The organism is Flavobacterium sp. (assembly GCF_035760125.1).
GTDB lineage: Bacteria > Bacteroidota > Bacteroidia > Flavobacteriales > Flavobacteriaceae > Flavobacterium.
Genome location: NZ_DASTTN010000239.1, coordinates 1 through 5,292, shown reverse-complemented (window position 1 = coordinate 5,292; position 5,292 = coordinate 1). Strand labels below are relative to the sequence as shown.

The 5,292-nt window shown below is 33.1% G+C and carries 5 protein-coding genes; 1 reads left to right on the top strand and 4 read right to left on the bottom strand.

The window, feature by feature from the left end; genetic code table 11:
- The first annotated feature begins 118 nt into the window (after positions 1–118).
- Positions 119–1,819 carry a sodium/sugar symporter gene (locus VFS71_RS08650; protein WP_326400617.1) on the top strand — a complete coding sequence of 567 codons (1,701 nt, stop codon included), beginning with the start codon at positions 119–121 and terminating at the stop codon, positions 1,817–1,819.
- 68 nt (positions 1,820–1,887) lie between these two features.
- Here VFS71_RS08650 and VFS71_RS08645 read toward each other — a convergent pair whose 3' ends face one another.
- The 4 genes from VFS71_RS08645 to VFS71_RS08630 form a co-directional block, all read right to left on the bottom strand.
- On the bottom strand, positions 1,888–2,382 hold the full coding sequence (locus VFS71_RS08645) for a DinB family protein (RefSeq protein WP_326400615.1): 495 nt from the start codon (positions 2,380–2,382) through the stop codon (positions 1,888–1,890).
- 75 nt (positions 2,383–2,457) lie between these two features.
- Entirely contained in the window at positions 2,458–3,093 is a 636-nt protein-coding gene (locus VFS71_RS08640) for a S24 family peptidase (RefSeq protein WP_326400613.1), read from the bottom strand.
- A 372-nt stretch (positions 3,094–3,465) separates the two neighbouring features.
- The gene (locus tag VFS71_RS08635; protein ID WP_326400611.1) at positions 3,466–4,158 is read right to left on the bottom strand and encodes an NUDIX hydrolase; all 693 of its coding nucleotides are present in this window, start codon (positions 4,156–4,158) and stop codon (positions 3,466–3,468) included.
- Positions 4,159–4,218: 60 nt separating this feature from the next.
- Entirely contained in the window at positions 4,219–4,938 is a 720-nt protein-coding gene (locus VFS71_RS08630; RefSeq protein WP_326400609.1) for an NUDIX hydrolase, read from the bottom strand.
- Between the last annotated feature and the right edge of the window lie 354 nt (positions 4,939–5,292).

The following is a 5,292-nucleotide window of genomic DNA, read 5'->3' as shown; positions in this document are numbered from 1 at the left end:
AAAATTTTTTCTAAAAAGAAAGTATTTTAATACCAAAAAGCAGTAGATTACAGATTACAAAATATAAGTACAAAAGAATAACCACATTTTATTAATTTTTTAAAACAACTATTTACTCATGAGCCAGAACCTTGCTTTTGCGGATTACGCAGTATTTATTATTTATTTTGTCGTGGTATCCACTTATGGATACATGATTTATCGCAAGCGTGAAAAAAACGAGCACGATGCCAAAGCTTACTTCCTTGCAGAAGGAACATTAACTTGGTGGGCTATCGGAGCTTCATTAATCGCTTCAAACATTTCGGCTGAACAATTTATTGGGATGAGTGGTGAAGGATTCTTTTTAGGAGTCGCTGTTGCTGCATATGAGTGGATTGCTGCTATTGCTTTGATAATCATTGCGATTTGGTTTATTCCTGTTTATTTGAAAAACAAGATTTATACCATGCCTCAATTTTTGAAAACAAGATATAACGAATCTACAGCTTTAATTATGGCTGTTTTTTGGTTGTTTTTATATGTTTTTGTGAATTTGACTTCTATTTTATACTTAGGGGCTGTTGCCATCAACGGACTTGCAGGTGGTGAATATCTGCATGCAATTATGATTGGTTTGGCTGTTTTTGCTTTGCTTATCTCTTTGGGAGGTATGAAAGTGGTAGCTTATACAGATGTAATTCAGGTAGCGGTTTTGATCATTGGAGGATTAGTTACTTCGTACATTGCTTTGACTACAGTTGCTCACTATTTTGGTTTTGGACAAGACGCAATCGCTGGTTTCAAAGTATTGATGGAAAAAGCACCAGAGCATTTCAAAATGATTATTCCAAGACCAGAAAGTACAGTAGCAAATGCAACTACTTCTCAATTGGAAATCAATAAGTATCTTACTTTTCCAGGGATGATGTCTTATTTAGCGGGTATTTGGATTATCAATCTTAACTATTGGGGTTGTAATCAATACATCACTCAAAGAGCATTGGGTGCTGATTTACAAACGGCTCGTACTGGTATTTTGTTTGCTGGTATGTTGAAATTATTAATGCCTCTTATCGTAATGTTGCCAGGTATTGCTGCTTTTGTTTTGTATGAAAATGGACATTTGCCACAATTAGTTGGAGGAAAAGATGGAGCTTATTCTGCGATGTTGACGTTTCTTCCTACAGGTTTGAAAGGATTGTCTGTGGCAGCTTTGACAGCAGCTATTGTAGCCTCTTTGGCAGGTAAAGTAAATAGTATCTCTACTATTTATACTTTGGACGTACACAAAAAGTACATCCAAAAAAATGCTACAGATAGAGCTCAGGTAAATATTGGGAAATATGCTGTTTTTGCAGCAATGGTTCTTGCTGTTATGTTTACTTGGAATGACTTGTTAGGAATTGGTGGTGTGGGTGGTTTCACTTACATTCAAAAATATACTGGATTTATTAGCCCAGGGGTATTTGCAATGTTTATTCTTGGGATGTTCTGGAAAAGAACAACTGGTACAGCTGCAATTGTTGGTGTGATTTCCGGTTTCTTATTATCAGTATTTTTCAATGAATTTGCACCTGCAATACTTGGAAATGAAACTTTGTTGTATACAGCTTGGTCTAATGGGAAAGGTGGTTTTGAAATCCCATTCCATATCTGTATGGGACTGTCATTCTTGTTTACAATGATTATTATGATTGCCTTGAGTTTCGCTGGACCAAAAGTGAATCCAAAAGCATTCGAATTGGATACTGAAATGTTTAAAGTTAAACCGCAAACAACAGTATTGATTGTATTAACACTATTGATTATTTGTGCTTTGTACGTGAAGTTCTGGTAATAAAATTTGTTAGTTAGTTAATAAATGGTGAAACTAAATTCGTTTAGTTTCACCATTTTTTTATGTAGCTAATTTGTGTAAATTTCTAATGTCGTTTTGAAATTTTCTATTTGTCTTCGATGACGTAAAACATGTACGATTGCATGTTCAAATAATTGTTCAATATCATAGATTTGTCCCCAAGATGTCTTTATTTTTTTAGATTCGTTAAAGTTTTCTAGGTCATTATCATAAATAGTGTCAAATGTTTCATAAGTATACAATAGAACATTATTTAGATCTTCTTTATATTCTTCTACAGATTTACGAATTTCTTTTTTTGGACGTTTGATAGTTGCATCTCTTAAATTCCGAATATAAACACAATATGCATATCCAGAATTCACTACATGGGCAAGTATAGTTTGAATCGATTTACAATCTTCATTATTAGTTTCTGGAGTAATTGCTAAAACTAACTTTTCGTCAGAGATATTCTGAATTACATTTTGTAATTCCATAATTACTTTTCTATATTCAGAAAGCAATGCATTTACAGCATTTTTGCTTTTATTCACAATCATGTTGATTCCTGGTTTTTCTGTTAATTAAATTGTTTGCAATATCAGTTTCAATTAATGTATTACTTTGCTACAGCTTTACACTTTCTTTATCACATAAGTTACCATTCCCCAAATGATAAGTTGATTTTCTTCGTTAACTTTTATGGGTTCGTAATTTGGATTTTCAGGCATAAGGTGCAAGTAGTCTTTTTCGACCTGAATGCGTTTTTCTTCGCTGTCAATGACATAAACACCTTTGGTTCTGTCCTGGAATTTCTTGGCAATCTTATTAGCTACTTTTGATAATGCTTTGGTTTCGGCAAAGCCAATGCAAGTTGGAATACCCAACCATTTTTGAACACGGTTATTCATTTGAAGGCCATAGTCATGATAGTCCAAAATATTCAAATCATCAAAATTAAGGAAAGCTTCGTCGATGCTGTGAATTTCTACATTGGGAGTGAATTGACCCAAAATACCCATCACTCGATTGCTCAAATCACCATACAGTGGATAATTGGAAGATATGGCGATATTCTTTTCTTTTATCAATTCCTTAATTTGAAATGCTGGCGCACCCATCGGCACTCCGGCAGCTTTGGCCTCATTGCTACTTGAAATCACGCAACCGTCGTTGTTGGATAATATCGCAAGAGGTTTTCCGTTGAATTTCGGCTGAAAAACACGTTCACAGGAGGCATAGAAATTGTTACAATCGACTAAAGCATACATGTTGTAAAATTACAGAATACAGCCGTATGCTTTTGAATAACGAAAGTTAATTTTTGGAACTCTTGATAAGTCGTTTGGATTGGTTATAGGATTGTTTTTTAGTTATTGGATAAAATTTCTGAGATTAAATAGTTCAATTTAAAAAAAATAACTATCTTGTAGTCAAATTAACCATAAGATAATAATTGATTTTTCAGATATCAATTTTAGTTATAAAAAGGAGTTTTAATTAGTTATTGGCACTCCAGACCCGGCAGTTTGATTATCTATCGGGTCTTTTTTTATTTAAAAAAGGAATTGTCTGAATAAACAGGTAGTGAAAATTCATTGAAATCCAATTCTACCTGAATAAGGGAATCAATTTAGCAAAGGCTAAAACTCAAAATTAAAGCCTTTCTGTGTTAACTTCTCGTAAATTTCAGGATCAAATCTATACAATTTTGCTGCTCTATGTGAAACATCCTGTTGTTTTTCATCCAGTGGAACCAGTAACTTCATGTGTAAAATTTTTCGACGGAAATTGGATTTGTCCAATTCGATTCCTAAAATTTCTTCATAAAGATGCATGAGTTGTAGTAAAGTAAATTTTTCAGGTAAAAGATTAAAGCCAATAGGGGCTTGTCGTACCCGATTGCGTAATTGCATCAAACTAAAGTCTAAAATTTCGTTGTGATCAAAAATTAAATTTGGGATATCATTGATTTTATACCATTTGGCTTCCCTTAAGGTAACACTGGCTTTTATATTATAGTCTTCTCGGTTTACCAATGTGTAATAGGCAATGGTTACAACTCTTCTTCCGCTTACACGATTTGGATCGGTAAAAGCCTTTAATTGCTCTAAATAGATATTGTCAAGACTTGTTAGTTCGTATAATATACGTTGAGCAGCATCATCAATGCTTTCTTTTTTTCGTAACCAACCTCCAAGAAGCCCCCATTTTCCTACGCTTTCTCCCTCAGCATGTTGTACTAAAAGTACTTCAAGACTTTCTTTGTTAAATCCAAATATAACGCAATCAATCGTGATTTCCTCAATAGCCGGTTCTTTAATGTCTACGGTCATATTGCTATTAGTTTCAGGAATATTTTAAAAATGATAATGTTCTTTTTTGATTTGGTATTGTTAGAACTCAAAATTAAATCCTCTTTCGGTAAGTTTCTCGTAAATTTCCGGGTCAAATTTATATAATTGCGCCGCTCGATGGGATACATCTTGTTGTTTTTCATCCAATGGAACCAGTAATTTCATATGGAGAATTTTTCTGCGGAAATTGGATTTGTCCATTTCGATTCCTAAAATTTCTTCATATAAATGCATAAGCTGCAATAAAGTAAATTTTTCGGGTAACAAATTGAAGCCAATTGGAGCTTGACGAACTCTGTTACGAAGGTTTTTTATACTGTAGGCTAGGATTTCATTATGGTCATAAATTAAATCTGGAATTTCATTGATTTTATACCATTTGGCATCTGAGGCCGTGAAACCTGCTTTAATGTTATAATCTTCTCTTTTTACCAAAGCATAATATCCAATGGTAATTACCCTTCTAAGAGGAAAACGGTTAGGTTCTCCAAATGCTTTTAACTGCTCAAGGTAAATATTGTCCATACCGGTAAGTTCGGCCAACAAACGGTGTGCGGCATCATCTGTACTTTCTTTCTTTTTTATCCAACCACCGGGTAACCCCCATTTTCCTTTACTGATACCTTCGGCATGTTGTACCAAAAGTACTTCCAGAATACCGTTGTCAAAACCAAATATAACACAGTCAATAGTAATGGCATTCATGGCAGATTGTTCCACAATTTGTATTAGATCCCTATCGATAATTTTTCCGCCCATAGCCTTACAAAGTTTAATGCTAAATTAATATTTTTTTAAAGAGTTGAGTTGCAGACAACATAATATATTTTGTAAAACAATTGTGATTAAACTTCTTTTTGGGTTAAAAATTCAAATTATTTTTTGTTTTTAAAGAATAATAATTTTAATCAATTGATAATCAGTATTTTGTGTAAGTATATTTTTTAAAAACCCCTCTAAAAATCCATTTTTTATATAGGATATCAGTAAAAACTCCCCCCATTTTTTATTAATCACAAATATTTTAGTATAATTTTTTGTTAATATCAAAAATACGTCATATACTTGTAGTCAAATTAACCATAACGTTATGGTTTGTTTGACCAAAAGTAC

Coding starts and splice junctions, on each gene's coding strand:
- VFS71_RS08650 (WP_326400617.1), top strand. CDS start 119: ATGAGCCAGAACCTTGCTTTTGCGGATTACGCAGTATTTATTATTTAT.
- VFS71_RS08645 (WP_326400615.1), bottom strand. CDS start 2,382: ATGATTGTGAATAAAAGCAAAAATGCTGTAAATGCATTGCTTTCTGAA.
- VFS71_RS08640 (WP_326400613.1), bottom strand. CDS start 3,093: ATGTATGCTTTAGTCGATTGTAACAATTTCTATGCCTCCTGTGAACGT.
- VFS71_RS08635 (WP_326400611.1), bottom strand. CDS start 4,158: ATGACCGTAGACATTAAAGAACCGGCTATTGAGGAAATCACGATTGAT.
- VFS71_RS08630 (WP_326400609.1), bottom strand. CDS start 4,938: ATGGGCGGAAAAATTATCGATAGGGATCTAATACAAATTGTGGAACAA.